Source organism: Oligoflexia bacterium, from assembly GCA_035326705.1.
Classification (GTDB): domain Bacteria; phylum Bdellovibrionota_G; class JALEGL01; order JALEGL01; family JALEGL01; genus JALEGL01.
Genome location: DAOLES010000001.1, coordinates 323,551 through 340,720, shown reverse-complemented (window position 1 = coordinate 340,720; position 17,170 = coordinate 323,551). Strand labels below are relative to the sequence as shown.

The 17,170-nt window shown below is 35.3% G+C and carries 18 protein-coding genes; 8 read left to right on the top strand and 10 right to left on the bottom strand.

The window, feature by feature from the left end:
• Window positions 1-56: 56 nt before the first annotated feature.
• Entirely contained in the window at window positions 57-641 is a 585-nt protein-coding gene (locus tag PKC21_01555) for a thrombospondin type 3 repeat-containing protein (GenBank protein HMR24017.1), read from the top strand.
• Between the two features lie 146 nt (window positions 642-787).
• On the opposite strand, the gene gap is transcribed toward PKC21_01555, so the two are convergent.
• Window positions 788-1,783 carry a type I glyceraldehyde-3-phosphate dehydrogenase gene (gene gap / locus PKC21_01550; protein ID HMR24016.1) on the bottom strand — a complete coding sequence of 332 codons (996 nt, stop codon included), beginning with the start codon at window positions 1,781-1,783 and terminating at the stop codon, window positions 788-790.
• A gap of 97 nt (window positions 1,784-1,880) precedes the next feature.
• On the opposite strand from gap, the gene cyoE reads away from it, so the two are divergent.
• The 4 genes from cyoE to PKC21_01530 all read left to right on the top strand — a co-directional run bounded on the left by cyoE (window position 1,881) and on the right by PKC21_01530 (window position 5,117).
• Window positions 1,881-2,741 carry a heme o synthase gene (gene cyoE / locus PKC21_01545; GenBank protein HMR24015.1) on the top strand — a complete coding sequence of 287 codons (861 nt, stop codon included), beginning with the start codon at window positions 1,881-1,883 and terminating at the stop codon, window positions 2,739-2,741.
• Window positions 2,738-3,649, top strand: a complete 912-nt coding sequence (locus tag PKC21_01540; protein ID HMR24014.1) for an ABC transporter ATP-binding protein — start codon at window positions 2,738-2,740, stop codon at window positions 3,647-3,649. The genes cyoE and PKC21_01540 overlap by 4 nt, the downstream gene beginning before the upstream one ends.
• A gap of 4 nt (window positions 3,650-3,653) precedes the next feature.
• On the top strand, window positions 3,654-4,409 hold the full coding sequence (locus PKC21_01535) for an ABC transporter permease (protein ID HMR24013.1): 756 nt from the start codon (window positions 3,654-3,656) through the stop codon (window positions 4,407-4,409).
• Between the two features lie 216 nt (window positions 4,410-4,625).
• Entirely contained in the window at window positions 4,626-5,117 is a 492-nt protein-coding gene (locus PKC21_01530; protein ID HMR24012.1) for a hypothetical protein, read from the top strand.
• Window positions 5,118-5,186: 69 nt separating this feature from the next.
• On the opposite strand, the gene PKC21_01525 is transcribed toward PKC21_01530, so the two are convergent.
• The 4 genes from PKC21_01525 to PKC21_01510 form a co-directional block, all read right to left on the bottom strand.
• Window positions 5,187-5,603 carry a hypothetical protein gene (locus PKC21_01525; GenBank protein HMR24011.1) on the bottom strand — a complete coding sequence of 139 codons (417 nt, stop codon included), beginning with the start codon at window positions 5,601-5,603 and terminating at the stop codon, window positions 5,187-5,189.
• Between the two features lie 13 nt (window positions 5,604-5,616).
• Window positions 5,617-6,144, bottom strand: coding sequence for a hypothetical protein (locus tag PKC21_01520; protein ID HMR24010.1), 528 nt, complete (start codon window positions 6,142-6,144; stop codon window positions 5,617-5,619).
• Window positions 6,145-6,181: 37 nt separating this feature from the next.
• Window positions 6,182-7,762, bottom strand: coding sequence for a VWA domain-containing protein (locus tag PKC21_01515; GenBank protein HMR24009.1), 1,581 nt, complete (start codon window positions 7,760-7,762; stop codon window positions 6,182-6,184).
• Between the two features lie 207 nt (window positions 7,763-7,969).
• Complete coding sequence (locus tag PKC21_01510) at window positions 7,970-9,814, bottom strand: S8 family peptidase (GenBank protein HMR24008.1); 1,845 nt, start codon at window positions 9,812-9,814, stop codon at window positions 7,970-7,972.
• 168 nt (window positions 9,815-9,982) lie between these two features.
• Between PKC21_01510 and PKC21_01505 the strand changes: the two genes are divergently transcribed.
• Window positions 9,983-10,645 carry a hypothetical protein gene (locus tag PKC21_01505; GenBank protein ID HMR24007.1) on the top strand — a complete coding sequence of 221 codons (663 nt, stop codon included), beginning with the start codon at window positions 9,983-9,985 and terminating at the stop codon, window positions 10,643-10,645.
• Between the two features lie 147 nt (window positions 10,646-10,792).
• Here PKC21_01505 and PKC21_01500 read toward each other — a convergent pair whose 3' ends face one another.
• The 5 genes from PKC21_01500 to PKC21_01480 are packed head-to-tail and all read right to left on the bottom strand — an operon-like array spanning window position 10,793 to window position 14,615.
• Window positions 10,793-12,646 carry an AgmX/PglI C-terminal domain-containing protein gene (locus PKC21_01500; protein ID HMR24006.1) on the bottom strand — a complete coding sequence of 618 codons (1,854 nt, stop codon included), beginning with the start codon at window positions 12,644-12,646 and terminating at the stop codon, window positions 10,793-10,795.
• 39 nt (window positions 12,647-12,685) lie between these two features.
• Window positions 12,686-12,913 carry a hypothetical protein gene (locus tag PKC21_01495; protein HMR24005.1) on the bottom strand — a complete coding sequence of 76 codons (228 nt, stop codon included), beginning with the start codon at window positions 12,911-12,913 and terminating at the stop codon, window positions 12,686-12,688.
• Window positions 12,910-13,395, bottom strand: coding sequence for a biopolymer transporter ExbD (locus PKC21_01490; protein ID HMR24004.1), 486 nt, complete (start codon window positions 13,393-13,395; stop codon window positions 12,910-12,912). The genes PKC21_01495 and PKC21_01490 overlap by 4 nt, the downstream gene beginning before the upstream one ends.
• Window position 13,396: 1 nt before the next feature.
• Window positions 13,397-13,924 carry a biopolymer transporter ExbD gene (locus PKC21_01485; protein HMR24003.1) on the bottom strand — a complete coding sequence of 176 codons (528 nt, stop codon included), beginning with the start codon at window positions 13,922-13,924 and terminating at the stop codon, window positions 13,397-13,399.
• Window positions 13,925-13,952: 28 nt separating this feature from the next.
• Window positions 13,953-14,615 (bottom strand): MotA/TolQ/ExbB proton channel family protein, encoded by a 663-nt coding sequence (locus PKC21_01480; protein ID HMR24002.1) that lies wholly within the window; start codon window positions 14,613-14,615, stop codon window positions 13,953-13,955.
• 680 nt (window positions 14,616-15,295) lie between these two features.
• On the opposite strand from PKC21_01480, the gene PKC21_01475 reads away from it, so the two are divergent.
• Both PKC21_01475 and PKC21_01470 read left to right on the top strand, forming a co-directional pair.
• Window positions 15,296-16,075, top strand: coding sequence for a hypothetical protein (locus tag PKC21_01475; protein HMR24001.1), 780 nt, complete (start codon window positions 15,296-15,298; stop codon window positions 16,073-16,075).
• Between the two features lie 159 nt (window positions 16,076-16,234).
• On the top strand, window positions 16,235-17,164 hold the full coding sequence (locus PKC21_01470; protein HMR24000.1) for a carbon-nitrogen hydrolase family protein: 930 nt from the start codon (window positions 16,235-16,237) through the stop codon (window positions 17,162-17,164).
• Window positions 17,165-17,170: the final 6 nt, after the last annotated feature.

The window sequence follows — 17,170 nt, the reverse complement described above, 5'->3', positions numbered from 1 at the left end:
ATAATATCAATACCTTAACTTTTTTGTTTTGGTATTTGTTTTGCTATTTAAAAAGCATGAAACAAAAAGCCTTTCAAAATAAAAGTTTGGGTACTGTGTTTTTATTAATGCTTACAGTTTTAATGATGCAAAGTTGTGGGCGTCAGTTGACCTATGAAGGGGAGAGTTATTTGATAGATCCTGATGGGGATGGGGTTGATTCTATTTATGATAACTGTCCTAATATGTATAACCCTGCACCACAGGCTGATACCGATGGTAATGGTATTGGTGATGCTTGTGATCAACCTTTGGGTCAAGCGTATGCCAACGCAGTGATTGTTTCAGCTGAAAAAGAAGAGTATGGTTGTCAAAGGGTAATTGTATGGGAAGATTTATCCAATAACGAAGCAAGCTTTAAAATAAAAATAAAATATCAAGAAATGGACTATGGACCATATGAGCAGCCTTATTGGCAAGACTATGAAGAGTTTGTAGCTACGATTGATGTCAATGACCCATTGTTTGCTAAAACAATGCAATACACAGATAATTATCCGCACGATTATATGCATAATATTTATTATAAAATTATTACCCAATATCAAGATGGTTCAGAACAAGAAACCAACTGGTTGAGCTCTGGAGAGGGGTGCTATTGATAAAATCAATGGAGTGGTTTTAATAAAAGCTTTAAAACGCCAGCATCAGCTGGCGTTTTTTATGGTAGACCATATCCTTCATTTTTTTTGCAATGAGATATTGTTAAAATTGATACTGAATAACAACACAGATAGTTAGCTATGAATTACAGTTCAAAAGTTTTATGACACAGCTCAGCTAAACGATTAGAATAGCCCCACTCATTGTCATACCAAGCAACCACTCTAATTAAGTTGTCTTGACAGTAGGTCAGTTCTTGATCAACAATACTGGATTGAGACATGCCAATAATATCGGAAGATACAATTGGATCAGAACATACTGACATATAGTTTGGATTTTGATCGGCATAACGCATAAAAGCTGCGTTGATTGAGTCAACCGATACGGGCTTTTTTATAACAGCGTGAAAATCAACCAATGAGCCATTGGCAACAGGAACTCTAATGGCTGAGCCATCAATTTTACCTTTTAGAGCGGGTAACACTTTTGCTACAGCACTGGCAGCACCGGTTGTGGTTGGAATAATATTTTGACCGGCTGCTCTTGCTCTGCGTAAATCACTGTGGGCGACATCCAAGACATTTTGATCATTGGTGTAGGCATGAACCGTTGTCATATAAGAGTTTTCAATGGTGAAGTTTTCATGAATGACTTTTGCCACGTGTGCTAAACAATTGGTTGTACAAGAAGCATTAGAAATAAATGTATCTTTATTTTCTAATAAATCATCATTGACCCCCATGACAATCATTTTATCCCAAGTATCTTTGGGTGGTGCGCTGAGGATCACTTTTTTTGCACCAGCATCAACATGTTGTTTGGCTTTATCTTTGGTTGTAAAAATGCCTGTACATTCTAATACACAGTCAATTTGCAAAGATTTCCAGGGTAGTTGTGAAGGGTTACGTTCTTCAAGTAATTGTATTTTTTGGCCTTGAGTATGTAAAGTATCACCTTCTAAAAATAGATCTTCACGGTATTTTCCCATAATCGTATCATATTTCATCAGGTGTAAGAGAGTTTCATTGGGAGCTAAATCGTTGATAGCAACAATTTCAATATCCGGAAATTTTTGTAAAAGAACACGGGTTACAGCTCTACCAATTCTTCCAAAACCATTGATTGCGACTCTTTTCATAGGCCCTGTATAACGCACCTCTCAATTAAAAGCAAAACTCTTTAAATTAAATGATTAGTTGAGTTTTTGATCTTGGAGTAATAATAAAGAAAAGCCAATGGCCCAAAGTATTAAATTATTGCATGATCTGACAAAACCAAGAATTGCCTTGATGGTGGCTTTGACCACAGCATTGGGGTATTTTTTAACAGGTAGAGAATTTTTGACGCAAAAAATGCTGATAACAGTGGTTGCGGCAGCCTTGGCTTCATGCAGTGCCAGTATTTTTAATCAAATTATAGAAAAAGAAACAGATGGTTTAATGGATAGAACACGTTTACGTCCATTACCCCAAAAAAAAATTAATATTTATTTAAGCTGGGTACTGGCTGTTTTTTTAGCTTTAATCAGTAGCTTTATGTTATGGCATTTTGTCAATTTGCTGAGTATGGCAATAACTTTATGCACAATTATTTTGTATGCATGGGTGTACACACCACTTAAAAGAAAGACGCACTTATCTACTCTAATTGGCGCAATTCCTGGGGCTTTTCCACCTGTCATTGGTTGGGTTGCGGCTAACAATCAACTTGATACCGGAGCCCTGATAGTTTTTGCAATTCTATTTTTATGGCAGATGCCACATTTTATTGCTATTGCTTGGATGTATGCTGAAGATTATCAAAAAGCAGGTTTTCCAATTGTGACCAGTCTTGATCCACAAAGAAATTTTACAGCATTGCAAGCCGTCTTGTATGCAGCGGCTCTGGTTCCTGTATCTTTAATGACAACCTTGTATAAGTTAACAGGAAAAATATATTTTTTTGGGGCACTGTTGCTTGGGGTGTATTTTTTTTATGAGTGCATCATCTTACATCAGAAAAAAACCAAGCAACAGGCAAAAAAAGTTTTGTTAGCTTCTGTTGTTTATTTGCCAATCTTGTTTTTATTAATCATAGTGGACGCCGTATTTTCATGAGTTACTTAGATTTAAAGAATATATATTTAAACTATAAAGATTTTTCAGCGCTTAAAGATATTAACTTATCTTTAAATAAGGGTGAGTATACCTTATTTTTAGGGCCCAATGGCAGTGGTAAAAGTTCACTGTTTTCAATCATGACCAGTAGTAGAAAACCTTCTACAGGTGAAATTAGAGTTGAAAAACAATTGATGTCATCCAAAAACATACAAAACTATAGAAGCAATATTGGTGTGTGTTTTCAATCTCCAAGTTTAGATCCTTTGTTAACGGTAGAAGAAAATTTAATCTGTCATGCACGCATGTTTAATTTAAACAAAGGCACAATGCAGAAAAAAATCAGTGAGCTAATAGATTATTTTCAATTGGAAGCTAAAGTTGATCAAGCTGTTTCTAAATTGTCTGGTGGGATGCAAAGAAAGGTTGAGTTAATCAAAGCACTGTTGCCAAATGTTGAATGTTTATTTTTAGATGAGCCTTCAACGGGTCTTGATCCATCTGCAAGAAGGGATCTATGGAGCTTTTTAAAAAAAATAAAACAAAAAGGCATTGGTATTTGTATGACATCTCATATTATTGAAGACATTGATGAAGTGGATCAATGTTATTTTTTAAAAGATGGACAGGTTTTTTTAAATGGAAACCCAAAAGATTTGATTGCAAAAATGGGACAACAGCTCTTAGACATTAAAAGCAAAAATTGTGAACAAACATATACTGCATTAAAAGATATATACGATAATAAACAAACGTATATCCATGATCAATCTATCTTTATTTTAAATCAAAGCAGCCAAGCTTTACAACAACTTGATCGCTTAAATTTACCAGATGTACAATCTATATCATTGCGCACAACAAATTTGATGGATGTGTACCACTATATGCTAAGGGATATGGGATAAGGTTATGAGAGCTTTGCTATATAGAGAGTTTATACGTTTATCCAGACAAAAAGGGCGCTTGTTTGGCGCTTTTCTAACACCTTTAATGATATGGTTTTTTCTGGGTTTAGGGTTTGAAGATTCTTTTGTATTAAACAATAACAGTGACATTAATTACTTTGAATATTTTTTTCCTGGTATGATTTTAATGACTTTGATGTTCAGTGCTATTTTTTCTATGATTTCATTTATAGAAGATAGAAATTCTGGTTTTTTACAAAGTGTATGGGTTTCTCCAGTTGCCAGTGTTAGTATAGTATTAGCAAAAATACTGAGTTGTAGTATTTTTGCATTTGTTCAAAGTTTGATTCTACTTTTATGTGCTTTCTTTTTTAAGTTAAATTTTAGTTTTTCTAATTTTTTAGAAATAAGTTTTATTTTATTTTTGTCGTCTATGCTGATGAGCAGTATTGGGTTTTTACTGGCGTGGTTTAGTGACAGTACACAAACATTTCATGTATGGATGAATATTATACTTATGCCAATGTGGTTGTTTTCTGGGGCATTATTTACCTTTGATAAGGTGCCCATGTGGATGACTTTCTTATATAAAGTCAATCCATTGAGTTACAGTTTGGCAGCCATGCGCTGGTCTATGAGTATTGGCCAACCCTTAAATATGAATATACCAAGTTTGGGAATTTCTAATTTACTTGTCATGATATTGACAGTTGTATTTGTTTCTGCAGGTGTTTTTGTTCTGAATCAAAAACGAAACTAGACAGTTTTATTGTTCACTGCATACTGTAGATATTAAAAATAAATTTAATCAATAAAAATATTTTTTTCTAATATAAATTGTATTGTTAAATATTATTTTTTATGCAGCGGTGTTGCCATAAAATATTTTTTTACTCAAGTTATAAAAAATAATGAAATTTTTAAACATAGATTATTTTTTTAAACTAAGATTTTCTTTGGTTTAGGAGGAAGAAATATGAAAAAAATTTCAAAACAAACAATAATATTAACATTAACTTTTTTATTGAGTTCTTGGACAAGCATACAAGCACAGTCATATGATGCTTACATACAACAAGAATTAGTGGAACGATTATCTAGAAACTGGAGTGATATTGAAAGGGTAGTGTTTTCTAAACATAGAGATGATGGCCATTTGGTCATTGCGATGCACGTGATTGGCACAAAAGAAGATCATGAGCGGTCACCACGAATAGATGTAGATTTTAAAACAAGCTACAATAAAGATTATATTTTTGCCTATCAATTTGATTGTCATAGAGTCATATTAGAAGACGCTAGAGCGATATTCAAAAACTTTAGGGCAGATAGTAGAAAGGTGAAATCTCTCGATAAAAATATAAATTTTTATGACAATATTCCTATGGAACATCGATATATTTTATATAAACTTGCAGAAGCTTCTAATGAGTTGATAAAAATATGTGGTTCACCCAAAGAGTTGTGATAGGTAAAAACAATAAAAAAGGGATATGACTACGCATATCCCTTTTTATTTAAGTCAAAATCAGTTTAATCAGTTATTCAAGGCACCATCAGTAATCCAAGATAAAATGTCTTGGGCAAGGCCAGAAGGTAATGACGAGCCAGTGTGACTAGCGCTATTAGGGTAGGTCAAGATATAACTGTTTGAAGGATTGGCTAAATCTACTCTAGATGTCGCTTGTCCATCAATATTGCCTGTAATTGAACTATAAACATCTACACGCAAATTGTTTTGGGCTAAACTACTGCCGTGACACAAGGTACAGCCAGCGGATTGAAAAGCTGGAACTAAATCTCCACTGTAACTGACATTGTTATTGCCCACAGGATTGGTGGGTTCAACAGGAAACTGGGCAGGATCTAAGTTGGTAATATCAACTTCCCCACATGAAAAAATCGTTAAACAACTGCATATCAATAGTACAAAAAATAGGGGATGTCTTTTCATATTCAATCCTTTGTTAATCATTGGTATCCGTGTGAATTAAATTTGCTTTAAACTCTCCAAACATGGTGTCACCGGTAATAAAAGTTATTTCAAAATGACCTTGAATGGTAGAACCTTCAATTAAAGAAAATGAATCAAAGGTAAGATTACCGCTTTGTACGGTTGGGAAAGGGTCTCTATCTTCTTCTGGAATACCATTGTTATCAATCAATCTAAATCTAGACAATGTACTATTGTTTAATAAATTTAAGGTAATGCCTTCTTGTATGGGTGGATCAGATTGTTGATCATAATCATACAATAAATTGAGAGCATTTTCTTTTTCAACTGAATTGGGAATATCTGAGGTATAAACAATGGCAATGCCTTCATTGTCAATCAATCTGACTTCAACGTCATCAAATTCAAGAGAGTGAACGTTCTCTATGCTGCCGCGTAAAACATTAACAGGATCTTTGCCGCATGCAGAAAAGAACAGCGTAAAAAGTAAGATTAAAGAGATACGTTTAAAAGTATGTTTATGGTTGGTTATATTATTCATAGGGTATCTCTCCAAGGGCTTTAGCATACCTTATATTTTACTCTGGGTTTTCAATATTGACAAACGGTATTTGTGAAATCTGAATTTCATTGCTGACATCACTGGTAAAAAATTCATCAATATTAATTGTAACAACACCTTCAGAAAGAATGTAATCTTTAGGCTCAGTAGAGCTGAGTTCTTTTTGTAGCATATAAACTCTAATTTCATTGGTTCTTGGGATGTTATCTGAAATTGCTTGAGTTTGAGTTAAGGTTATATTGGTAAGGTTAACTTGATAACAGTACAAGCCAGCATTGTTAATTTCTGTAAAGCTAATGCTATTTCTAATGGCAAAGTTATCTCTTAGAACAACATCACTCACATTTGGATTTGTCCCGGCTTTAATTTCTTGAATGTTGGTCCAACCATCACCGTCATTATCAAAGTTAGCATCATTGATGCTAGGATCGGTGCCAAATTTTGCTTCTAGATAATCTATAATATTGTCTTCATCAGAATCAAACAAGTCATCTTCACTGAATATTTTTTCTTCATGACATTTATCTAAACCATCTTGATCCAAGTCATCATCAGCGTCAGGACCTGTACAATGAACTTCTGCAATGGCAGGGATAGATAATGTTCTGTATTCAATCATATCATTGACTTTATCGCCGTCAGTATCAGCAACCAAAGGACTGGAGTTCAGAACAGTATTTTCAAATAAATCAGCTGCAAAGTCCATATCTGTATCAGGGAGGTAAGAGGGGTTATTGTTGCTGGTATTGTGAACCGACGCATTCATATTGACCACAAACATATCTACTAAAATATAAGGAATGACCAGTGGAGCTAAGTTAATACCTTGGTTTAAGAAGGTAATGTCACTGGCAGCAGTAAAGTGTAAGAAAATACCATTACCTTGTTGAGCAACTTGTTGCATAAAGCTATAACCTGGAGAACCTGCACTTCCTAAAAATGCAGCGTTCATGACGATATCGCCAATACTAAAGTTATTTTTAATATTCATGAATAGCTGTAAGGCAAGTAATGTTTCAGCTTCTTTGGTGACACCGTCAACAATGGGGGCACCATCAGCTAATAAAATAGAAGGGAAAAAGGCATTGGCAGCCGAGCCAAATTCTTGTTCAATGGATAAAATTTCTTGCTCAATTTCATCTCTTGCAGTGTTAATGGCTTGTGGCATATTGGTCCAACCTTCGGCTTCATTTAATTCACCAACAGCAGCATTTAATATTGTTAAGTCACGGGTAAACCCACCGGTTAATACTTCAGCGCCGCTGGCATATTTTACAATCATAATTTCATAGTTGGGTCTGTCAGGAGTAATAAATTCGTTGATGACTTCTTGCGTAGCCAAGGCTCTGAATCCTTGCGGATCGGTTGTGGCCATGGAACCACTGGTATCAACAATAAGGGTAATGCGTACTGGAGACGTGATAGAGTTTGGATTTTGTGTACATATTTCTCCAACCACAGAAACCTTATCTGACTTTTGATTCAGAAACTTCAGATCAGGGTTCACTCCACAGTTGATGATATTTAAGCTTAAAACAAAGCTTAAAATAATATGTTTAAGAGATTTAAGAGGTTTATTGTATGTTTGGCGCTTCATGCCTATATATAGAGCAATTTTTAGGCCAAAGATTGTTTTAGATAACAGCTTGAATTTAATTAGTTTTTTATATCATAACATTATAAAAATGCTTATTAAAGTTACGATCATGCAAGTTTTTCATAGTTTAATATTTTAAAGATGAATTAAGTTTTTTATATCTAGGTTTTTTGCGTAAAAAGACTTCTTTTTAACGGGATAAAACAATTATACGCTTTGTTTTCTACGAGCAGATTTTTGAAAAAGGATTAAGGCACTGACTAAAATGAGCATGATTAGTGTTGCGTTATGTGAATTGGAACCACAACCCGATACCGCTGAAGAAATGAAAGGTTCATAAACAATTTCACCTGGAGGTGTAGGAGCAATAACTTCCTCAACAACACGGATGATTACATCTATTTGATCACTGCCAACAATGCTTGTTGCCATAAAACTCACTGGATGATCGCCTAAATCAAGAACACTGGGTGTCCAAGAAAAAACGCCGGTATCGGTTTCAAAGCTAGCTGCGCTGGGTAAACCTGTAGCTGAAAATGTTACGGGAACTTGATCATCAGAAGCATCGCTGACAACAAAATTGAGTTGGGTATTGACCAAAACTTCAATAACATTACCCGCAAGTAAAGTTGCACCACCAATTTCTAAAGATGGAGGATCAGCATCGGTTTCTGGAGTTAGATTTAGAGCCTCAAAGGCATTTACGCCACCATGTCCAAAACTGGTGTCATAGCCTGGTGTTCCTAAGTCAGTGGCACTGTCTCTAAGTATATCTTCAACTTGACTTACTGTTAAGAAGGGGTTTTTTCCAAAAGTTAAGGCAGCGACACCGGCAACATGCGGCGCAGCCATACTTGTACCGCTGATTGAGTTGTAAGAATTGTTATTCCATGTTGATAAAATTTCTGAACCAGGGGCTGATACATCAATGATATTACCAAAGTTTGAAAAACCACTTTTACTTCCACTGGATGTATGTGAAGCAACAACAATGCCTCCATCTGTATTAGGCAGTGTTCCACAGTTTGCAGGAGAATAGTTGGCCGCATTGGCGTTGCTATTGCCAGCAGCAACAATAACAACCGTTCCTTGTGATTTAGCGTAGTCTATGGCTGAACAGGTAACTTGGCTGGGAGGGCAAGCTTGGTTACATCCTAAACTCATATTGATGACCTGTGCGCCTTGATCTGCAGCATACTCAATGCCATTGGCTATCCATGAATCAATACCACCTTGACTACCTAATACTTTTATACCCATGATCTTAGCTTTGTAGGCTACACCCACAACTCCCGTAGAATTGTTGCCTGTTGCCGCTATGGTTCCAGAAACATGGGTGCCATGGCCATTGCTATCAGAAATATTACCGTTGGCAGCGTTATTGACAAAATTACAGCCAGTAACATCATCAACGCAACCATTGTTATCATCATCAATACCATTGTTGGCAATTTCATTAGGATTGCTCCAGATATTATTGCTTAAATCAACATGGTTGGTCATCACACCAGTGTCAATCACGGCTACAACCACATTTTCACCTTGCTCTGTGTCCCAGGCTTCTGGTGCATTGATAAAATCCATACCCCATAAACTTGGTAATAATGGATCATTGGTGTTGGCGGTGGGAACATACTGATTACAGTTCATTTCTGCAAATTCAATATCTGGATTGTTTTTTAAATCATTTAAAATCGCTGCTTCATCAACAGTAACATCAGTTATTTCCAAGCGTTGTATGCGTTTAAAAGGATGTAAGCTGTTTTCATTTTTAGAGCTAATTTTTGGATCTTTGCTGAGCTTTTTAATGCTAATAGAATTACGGCTTGTTAACTGATGAATACTAGCATTATTCATAAAATTTGAATTTTTCTTTGGTAAAAACATGATTTCGCCATTTTGACAGCTTTGGCTAGCGCTTAAATTTTGATATTGATTGTTAGGAGGGGTAAGGCCTTGTTCAGTTTGTAAAGGTTCATTGGCACAGGCAAACAGTTGCATTATGAACAACAATAGTGTGAGACGGTTTAATATCTTAACTACTTGCTTCATATGCAATATATAGAGCAATTTTTAAGCCAAGAGGCTTATTTGCTTAAATATTTGAATTTATTGTATTTTTTTATTATTTTATAACCTGGTGCATGCAAAAAAAGTTACAAGTAAGAAAAAATTTCACAACGTAATTGATGCAAAGCATCTTTAATGTTATGTCATGGTATGAAAATCATATTTTATACAGGGTTTATGGGTTTATTTTTATTGTTACCTTTAAGCTTAAAAGCACAAAATGTTGAAGACTTTATTCATGAATCAGTTGAGTTTCAGCAGCTGTTAAATGAAATTGATCAAAATATTTTGCCAAAACAATTTGAAGTTGAATCACTAACAGAAAAGTTGCGCGAGCAAATGGATCAATTGATACCCATTTACATTGATCAAGGTCGAGAGATTAATACTATTGTTGAGCAAGGTTTACACAGTTTGCATGAAACTATGGGGTGGCCTGGGTCACATTTATTCAGAATGATGTTCATTAATTATGCTTTGGATAATAGCACGATCTCAGTTAATCAAGTGACTTTTGAAAAAAAAGATGGCAATTATATAAACATCTATATTTTTCACCAACTTTCCAAATATTCAGAAGAATATACTTTTTATGGAAGTGTGCCGACTGATGATGAAGAAAAACATATGTATGTTATAAATTTTGATACAAGTTTTCCTTATAATTGGAACAGCTACTACTATAGTAATATTATTGGGAGCTATAGAAAAACTGACCATAAAGACCCATTGTTTGGATGCGAAACTTTAGGTATACATAAAGCGGCTACGGCAGCTATTTGTAATTTGATGAGAAGTATTACATCGAATTAACTTTAGTTTGAAAAATAAGTTTATTGCATTGTTAGAAAATATTTTGAAATAAAAAGAATGGCGCGCTAAGGGGAATCACTTCTTAGCGCGCCTTCTGTTGATTTAACACATCTTTACTTTCAGAAGTAAAGAAGCCAAACATACCTCCTAGAAGTTAGATGAGTTAAATACAAATGGGAATGTAACCAAAACCGAAGCTCCATTTCTTGGCTTTGGGAATCCCCAAGACGTTATTTCTCCAGTTAAGCAGCTGTGTACGCTAGCATTTCTAACTGAAGATGATTTAATACCACTGTCTGATACGCTACCAGATGGATTAATGGTCCATTTGGCTACGATTTTTCCAGATAAACTTGGATCTTGCAGTAAGCCTTTTTCATAACAGTAACGTATTTCTGATAAGTGACTTTGCACAACTTTTGCAATTTCTGCTCTGGTTAAGCCACCACCGCGAACACCTACATCACCGGGAGGAGGAGAAATGTCCACAACTTTACCTTGAATCTTACGGCCAGTTTTTGCACCCACCGAAGTGCTACCAAAACCATTGCCTTGTGGTGATCCACCTTTTCCACCTTTAAAGCGGCTAATTTCTGCCATTCTAACATCTTTACCTGGCATTCCACCAATGTTTCCTGATACAGAAAAAGTTTGCATGCCGCCGTTGGCTCTTACTGCACTGACGTTAGAAACAGCAGCCAAAAGTTGGTTAGAAGCACTGTTGGTTTTGCTAAACATACCAGTACCACCTAATTTTCCTAAGGCACCCACTTGGCTTATATCAGGAACTTTAGTCACTTGACGGCTCACTTTTTGATTATGACGAACAGTACTTTTGCTTGTTCGTTTAGTAATCTTGTGAGTTTTTGTCTTTGAAGGAACAGTGATTTTTTTCTCAGGCTTAACTTCTTGCACCACTTTTTTAGGTTTTGGTGTGGGTTGAGGTGTTGCTATTGCAATTTGTGCAAAGCGGTTGAGTTCTTCTTGTGAAAGCTTTTTTTCTATCGGTGTTTGCGCTGAGAAAAAACTTAAACCCATGATGGCAATTAAGTGCAATGCTGTTAACGCAATGCTTAAGCCATAATATTTTTTTGGTAAGCTTTTCTTAAGTTTAGCCAATTGAATAGGGCTTAAACGAGTTTGTCTGATAAAAAAGTTTAAACCGTTGTATTGTAAAATGATGCTACTTTGATTGAGCTGAGTCCAACCGTTACCATCAAATGGAAGCTTGTTAACAATTGTTTCATAGTTATCGCTATCTATATCTTCACCACATAGAAGGTTGATATCTTTTGAAATGAAAAGATTTCCTTTAGAATCTATTTTTATCTTTGGACCTTTTTTACCAAAAATATTCATTTGCATATCTGCTATCATGGGTGTGCATTCAAAAACTTGCTCTCCATTGTAGCGGATAACTTCCCAAACCAGTTCACCTTGAGTAGGGATTTTTGTATTTTCTTTTAATAATTTATCTCGCATTGAAAAAGTTGGTGCAGTGAAAATATCATCTTCATCATCATCATAATCTTCTGGAGTCAAACGATCAGTAATAATATACTCTTCACTGTCTTCTGCTGAAGATGAAGAATCATTTTTATGTTCTGGTAGGAATAAATCAGACCCATCATACACATTGGCCATTTCAGTTTTTTCTAAAGAAGGAATCTTGATAGAAAATTGAGTGCTACCTATAGTAACTTCTTGATTAGGTTTAAGGTCAATATTCAAAAACTCTTCACCTTTATATTCAATACCATTGTAGTCTTTAACAGCTTCAAGAGAAAATGTACCATCTGCATTAAGCTTTAAAGTAGCATGATGACGAGACACATACTTGTCTTTTATAACGATATCATTTTTACTTGATCTACCTATGGTTGCTTCTGGAGTACTTAATTTAAATTGTTTAGTCTTTCCATTGGCAAGAGATATCTTTACTATGTAAAGAAATCTAAATCCGTGGTTGACTTGTGCTATGACTGTGTTGAATGGTTTCATAATGATTCCTTTGCTTTTTGGCTTCCTTAAAAATGCGTCTTAATATAGAGCGCTTTTTTTAACTTCCTTTCTATAACTTAAACGAGGCTGGAGTTGACTCTTTTGTTTAAGTTGACCTCTATCAGACATGTAGACTGAATCTGCATTTTTTGTCTGTCCTTTAATTTGCATGTTTCCAAAGTTAACTTTGGTTTGTCCTGATTTTGCAAATAAACTGCCGGACAATGCAAAAACTAAAATTAAACTTATACGGGTAATTGTTTTCATGATTCTCTCCTAAATACGACAAAGCGAGATTTTGGATATCCAGCCATGCCTGATGATTTTAAAACTTTATCTAAAACTTCAAATGAAATGCTTTGATCAGCTTTCAGTAAAACAACACCTTCATCGGATTCTTTTACTTTGCCAGAGTTGGTTTGTTTGCTTCTAATTTGTACTAACTCTCTATACAGAGGTAATATTTTTTGACCTTCAACTTCAGCCTGAATTTTTTTACCATAACTCAATCTTGCAACAACTTTGTCTTCAACCATAATAGCGGTTTTGCTGACAGTTACATTTACAGCATTATCTAGGCTTACTTCTGATGTTGAATAAGGTACTTTGATATCTTTTGGGATACTCATGTCTTTTTGCTCTTCTGAAGAAAAGTTAAACAATAAGAAAACTAAAATTATTGTAAACATATCCATCATTGAGGTTAACATGATTGTATCTTGTGGTATTTTTCTTTTAGGGAAGTTCATTTTACTCTACTCCTACAGTACTGGTTAAGACAACTTCATTGTAAAGCAACTTACGATCACTTGTTTCTTTTGATTTTGACCAGCGAGCTGTATCCATGACATTAACTAAGGTTTGATAGTTGATACTTTTATCTGGAAACATCATCACAGTTTTTCCACGTGGAAATCTTTCCTTGATGCTTTGTAAAGTGATGTTTAGTCGGTCATAATCAAATTCACCGCTTCTTTTTCTAATGCTTGTACGTACGCTATCAAGTTCTTGTGCAGTTAGGTTGTCACCACTGCCACTGATATGAAATCCATCGGATTCTACTCTTAAGCTTACATTTAAAACTTTTTCTGATTGTCCAGGTTTTAAAGGAGCATCAGCTATGGTTGGTACTGAAGCATTAATGATACTTAGTTTGATAAATGCTGCGTTCATCAGCAAGAAGGGAATTAGCACCACAAATAAGTTCATCATAGGTGTTAAGTTTACTTCTTCTTCAGTTGCAGCTTCTCTTACTGGAAATGTATCTTGTCCAAACATAGTGATTCTCCTTTAATTCCTGCCCCTATTAATGGTTTTGACCTCGGATAACCCTTTGAGGTCCCACGCGCAAATCTTTATTGGATGCTGAAATCATATTCAAAAGTTCAATGGATGACTCTTGAATGCTATCTAAAATTTTATTTTGGCGGTTCATTAAGATGTTAAAACCAATTAAGCAGGGTATAGCTACAATCAAACCGGAAGCGGTTGTAAACATCGCTACAGAAATACCATTGGCCAATGCTTCTTGTTTTGCAGCCGCTTCTGCATTTGCCACCGCTTTAAAACATTGAATCAAACCTACGATGGTTCCTAAAAGACCCATCAAAGTAGCAACGTTGGCTAACATAGACAGATAACCGGTGCGTTCACTCACTGTAGGAGAAACTTGCATGTATTTACTAGCTATAGCTCTTTCAATTTCTTTGTCACCTCTATTGGCTTTTACAAGTGCTGCATTGAGAACTTGAGGAAGTGGGTGATTAAAAAATGAATGACAGGCTTGAATGGCACCGTTGACATCACCAGACTCAACTGATCTAAAAATTCTTTGACTAAAGTCTTTGGTGTTTAAGCTGAGTTCAAAAAACAAGTAATAAGCTCTTTCCACCATAATGGTCAAGGCCACGATCGAAACCGCGAGAATAGGGTACATAAAAATTCCACCCTTGTTTAATATTGCTAACATATAATGCTCCTTTTAAAGTGTTGTTAATTCCAGGCTTTATAAGAGCAAGCTTGATGCCATTATGTTTAATATCAAGATAATCAATATATTCAGGTAGTTATCTGTTGTTTCATGGGCTAAATTAATAAAAATACCGTAAATAATTATTACCATACTGCAAAAATTTCATAGCTTTTGGGGGTTCTATACAATTGGATGCATGAGATTTTGATGACGGTGCTATCCTATAGACATAATAAAAAGGATTGGCTGGTATATAACTTAAATAAAACTTATTTTAATTATTGATCGACGATCAATTTCTCAATTGTGAATAGAAGTATAAGATATTATAAATTTGTACTGGATGCTTACTTTACTCTAAATTAAGCAAAGACGATAATTTATTGTCTGCATTGTTGCTTACCCTAAAGTAGTAGATATTAAAATGAGTTTTGATCGAATTTAATCTTAATGATATTTAGGACTAACAATCATCATTGTGTGTTTAAGTTTTTAAAAATTTAACTGGACTACGCAATTTTTTCTGAATGTGTAAAAAAAAATTGCAGGTATTTAGATCTCTTAAAACTTAATATTTAAAAAAATCAACAACTTAAATGTATTTTAAGCTTGGTACAATGTTTGCTCTTACTTATGGCATGTTAAATTTTATAGCTAAGCTAAAGGAGAGCAAAATTATGATCAATCAATCAATGATAGCAAGAATTTTGACCTGTATAATTTTATTATCAGGTTTTACATTATTTACATCTGACATCGCCTATGCCCAATGGGGAGGTGGTCCAGGTTGTGATATCTCAAACCCTGATGGAGATAATGATGGGGACGGTATGACCAATGGTGAAGAACAACAGAATGGTACCAACCCATGTAATCCAGATTCAGATAATGATGATATGCCAGACCAAGAAGAAGATGCACAGTCAACCAATCCATTGGTAGCAGATACCGATGGCGATGGTTTAACCGATGGCCAAGAGTTTAATCAAATTGGTACCAGCCCTGTATTATCTGATACCGATGCCGATGGTTTATTGGATGGCCAAGAAGTAAGCATGGGCTTTGATGCACTCAATGATGACATGGACTTTGATGGTTTAAAAGATGGTGAAGAAGTACAGTTGGGTACAAATGCACGTTCTGCACATTCTGATGAAGATGAAGTATCTGACTTTGATGAAGTTATGTTAGGTACAAATCCAACGGTAACAGATTCTCCTGCAACTTTTCAAGCGGCATGTAATGCCTTAGGTTCAGAGAATGGAATGGTTGTATGTAATGCTTATAACACAGGTGACTCTGGTCCTGTTTTAAACAAAGATACAGGTGCACAAGGTACACAAGTACAAGGTTGTGCAAGCGCAGGAGCTAACAGCAGTGGTATGCCTAGTTACTTTATCCTCTTTGCCTTAATGATCATGGCCAACATCGGTTTAAGACAAAGGAAAAAAGCATAAAAATTTAGCAAAACGCTATAAAATTCAAACACAAAACCCCAGCCATTGGCTGGGGTTTTTTATTTATACATGAACATATTACAAGCATAACAATTCTTGATCTGTTGTAAAAAGTAAGCTATTTAAAATGACTTTAATATCTTTTTATATGGGGGAGTTATGTTGAAAAAACACTTTACACTGATGATCATTTTTTTTGTGACCATGGTTTATGCCAATGAACCGGGAAAAATTGCTCTGATTCAATACAACGCAGATGTAAATTTTGGTAGAGTCAATGTCAATTTAACGAACTTAAGTCAAATGGCAACAGAAGCTGTAGAAGCGGGGGCTAATATTGTTGTTATGCCAGAAGGTTCTGCTTATGGCTATGCCAGTGATACGCATGTTTGGTGTTCTCCTGAAAAAATGAATGACAGTGATGGACAAGCCTTTGTCATCAGTGAGAGTCGCAACTATATTAAACAATGTGCAGATGTTTTAACCGTGGCAGAAAGCATTGAAGACGGCAAAGTAACCCAGTTTTGGACTAGCTTTGCCAGAGAACATCAAGTGTATATAATTTTTTCAATCATAGAAAAAAATCAATCCGAGAATAAATTTTACAACACCATGGTTATTACTGGTCCCAATGGTTATGAACTGCATTATCGCAAAAGAGTATTGTATAAAGTTGATCAAGCCTATGCTGAGTCAGGAGAGCAAGCTAAAGTTTGGCAGTCCCCCTATGGCAATTTTGGTTTAATGATATGCATGGATGCAACTTATGATGAAGGAACCTTACAAGATCCCAATATCAATCATGGAGAATATTGTTATCGTGATTATGCCTATAGAGGGGATGTAGATGCTTTAATTTTACAAATGAATTGGGATGATGATCCCCATGGCGATTATGCAGCCAGGACATGGTTTCAAAAGCGGGCAGAGTGCAATGCTATAGATATCTATGCTTCTGATGTTTCTGCCTGGGATGGAACTGGTAAATACCCCAAAGATGGTTCAGAACGTTTGAGAAATGGTTTAGCAGCAATTGCCATTGATGAAGATGGTATTTCGTACCATAGCTTAAACTATCCAAAGCAATAAAGAAAT